Source organism: Micromonospora rosaria (genome assembly GCF_001567585.1).
Classification (GTDB): domain Bacteria; phylum Actinomycetota; class Actinomycetes; order Mycobacteriales; family Micromonosporaceae; genus Micromonospora; species Micromonospora rosaria.
This window is the reverse complement of the sequence record NZ_LRQV01000292.1, coordinates 1-1,672: the sequence shown is the minus strand read 5'-3', so window position 1 is coordinate 1,672 and position 1,672 is coordinate 1. Positions and strand designations below refer to the sequence as shown.

Here is a 1,672-nt window from a genome sequence, read left to right as displayed (position 1 = left end):
GCACGCTGCCAGCGATGGCAAAACACGGCCAGTCTGACCAGGCGAACCGACTTGTCTACGCCAGCGGGTGTGGCTCACCGGTGAGGGCTGCCACGGCAGCGGCGATCTCGTGCAGGCTGGCGCGCACGTAGGTGGTCGTGGTGCCCGCGTCGCCGCCGCTGTCGTTGTGGCCGGCGACCGCTCGGGCGACGGCGTAGCTGAAGTTCCGCTCGACCCAGGTCAGGGTGGTGTGGCGTAGCCAGTGGGTGCTGATCTGCTGGGTCGCGACCCAGGGTAGGTGTCTGCCGATGCGCTCCCACAGATAGTCGTAGCGGCGGTACGTGATCGGCTTGCCGTCGCGGTACCGCAACAGCGGTGTTGTCGGCGCGGCCGGCCGCTCCTCCACGTGCTGTCGCAGATGCCGCATCAAGGTCGGCGACACCGGCTGCCAGCGCACCGTTCCCCCCTTCTCGTGCAGCATGATGAGGCACTGGTCCGGGTCGAGATCCGCTGGCCGCAGGGCCAGCGCCCCGCCCCGACGGCAGGCCGTCTCCGTGTGGAGCCGTAGCAGCAGGCAGTCCAGAGCCGGATCGTCGCCGGTCGTCGCGGCGAACTGATTGATCTCGGCGAGCCGAGTGTCCGGCACCGCACGGCGGGTGCTCGGCAGCCGCCGCGGTTTGGCAACCTTGCGAGCGGGGTTGTCCGCCTCCGCGAGATGCCCGTCGGCGACAGCGTGATTGTAGAGACACCGCAGAGCCGCGATGAGGTGCTCCGCCGCGCTGCGACCGCCGCGGGCGTTGCGGCGCGTGACGACATTCGCCTTGACGTGCTCGGCGAGGCGCTTGATCTCGGTCGGATCAGGGATCGTCCAACCGCCGCTGGCCCCACTCCTTGAGAACCCGGTTCCAGTAGGAGGCGTAGACCCTGCGGGTGCCGGCGCTGACGGCCGCAGAGACCACGGGAATGTACTCGGCGAACGTCGGTGCCGGCGGAACGGCAGGGGCGGCCTGCTGCAGGTCACCCGGTGAGATACCGAGCCGGGACAGCAGCAGCATCGCCGCGTCCAGGTCAGCCTGGCTCGGCCGGCTCGGAGAGGGCTGCGTGGTCATGCCGCCTCACCGTCCCACGCAGCCGCCTGGAAACTGATGATCATCGCGTGCACGGCGGCAGGCGGATGGACCACAAGCCGCCCCATGGCCGGGTCAGCCACCAGCAGCAGACGACTGCCGGCGGTGAGCCCACACCAGTGCCGCACCGTCGCCGGCAACCGCACCTGACCGGGCCGAGTCACCCGGAACACCGCCTGCGAATCGGCGGTCACGACCACCAAACCGCCGCGCACCCGAACATCCACCCGGGTACCCGACAACCAGCCCAGAGCCGGAACGACCACCGCGTCGGCCAGCCAACCATCACGGTCGATCGCCGCCATCCCGTACAGCACCGTCGGCCCAGCCTCGGGAGCGAATCGCGCAACCGGCAAGGCACGCCGACTCGTGACGGGCCCGCCCCTCGGCCCAGCGGGCACCGAGGGCGGCACCACCGCTGACACGACCCGGGCAGTCACCGCCACCACCCCCGAGACGAGGCGGGGAAGACAGCACTGGAAACAGGAGTCCGGTGGTCGAACGGGTTCGACCACCGGTACGTCACATCACGCAGATATGCGGGGAAACTGTGTCCGAGGGGGGAC

Annotated in this window: 3 protein-coding genes; all 3 read right to left on the bottom strand. The window is 70.0% G+C overall.

From position 1 onward, the window contains the following. Positions 1 to 55 precede the first annotated feature (55 nt). The 3 genes from AWW66_RS35855 to AWW66_RS32105 all read right to left on the bottom strand — a co-directional run bounded on the left by AWW66_RS35855 (position 56) and on the right by AWW66_RS32105 (position 1,411). Positions 56 to 625 carry a tyrosine-type recombinase/integrase gene (locus AWW66_RS35855; RefSeq protein ID WP_245648589.1) on the bottom strand — a complete coding sequence of 190 codons (570 nt, stop codon included), beginning with the start codon at positions 623 to 625 and terminating at the stop codon, positions 56 to 58. Between the two features lie 211 nt (positions 626 to 836). Continuing rightward, positions 837 to 1,088 carry a hypothetical protein gene (locus AWW66_RS35850; protein ID WP_245648588.1) on the bottom strand — a complete coding sequence of 84 codons (252 nt, stop codon included), beginning with the start codon at positions 1,086 to 1,088 and terminating at the stop codon, positions 837 to 839. Further along, the gene (locus AWW66_RS32105; RefSeq protein ID WP_067374582.1) at positions 1,085 to 1,411 is read right to left on the bottom strand and encodes an AbrB/MazE/SpoVT family DNA-binding domain-containing protein; all 327 of its coding nucleotides are present in this window, start codon (positions 1,409 to 1,411) and stop codon (positions 1,085 to 1,087) included. The genes AWW66_RS35850 and AWW66_RS32105 overlap by 4 nt, the downstream gene beginning before the upstream one ends. Positions 1,412 to 1,672 lie beyond the last annotated feature (261 nt).

Coding starts and splice junctions, on each gene's coding strand:
- AWW66_RS35850 (WP_245648588.1), bottom strand. CDS start 1,088: ATGACCACGCAGCCCTCTCCGAGCCGGCCGAGCCAGGCTGACCTGGAC.
- AWW66_RS32105 (WP_067374582.1), bottom strand. CDS start 1,411: ATGGCGGCGATCGACCGTGATGGTTGGCTGGCCGACGCGGTGGTCGTT.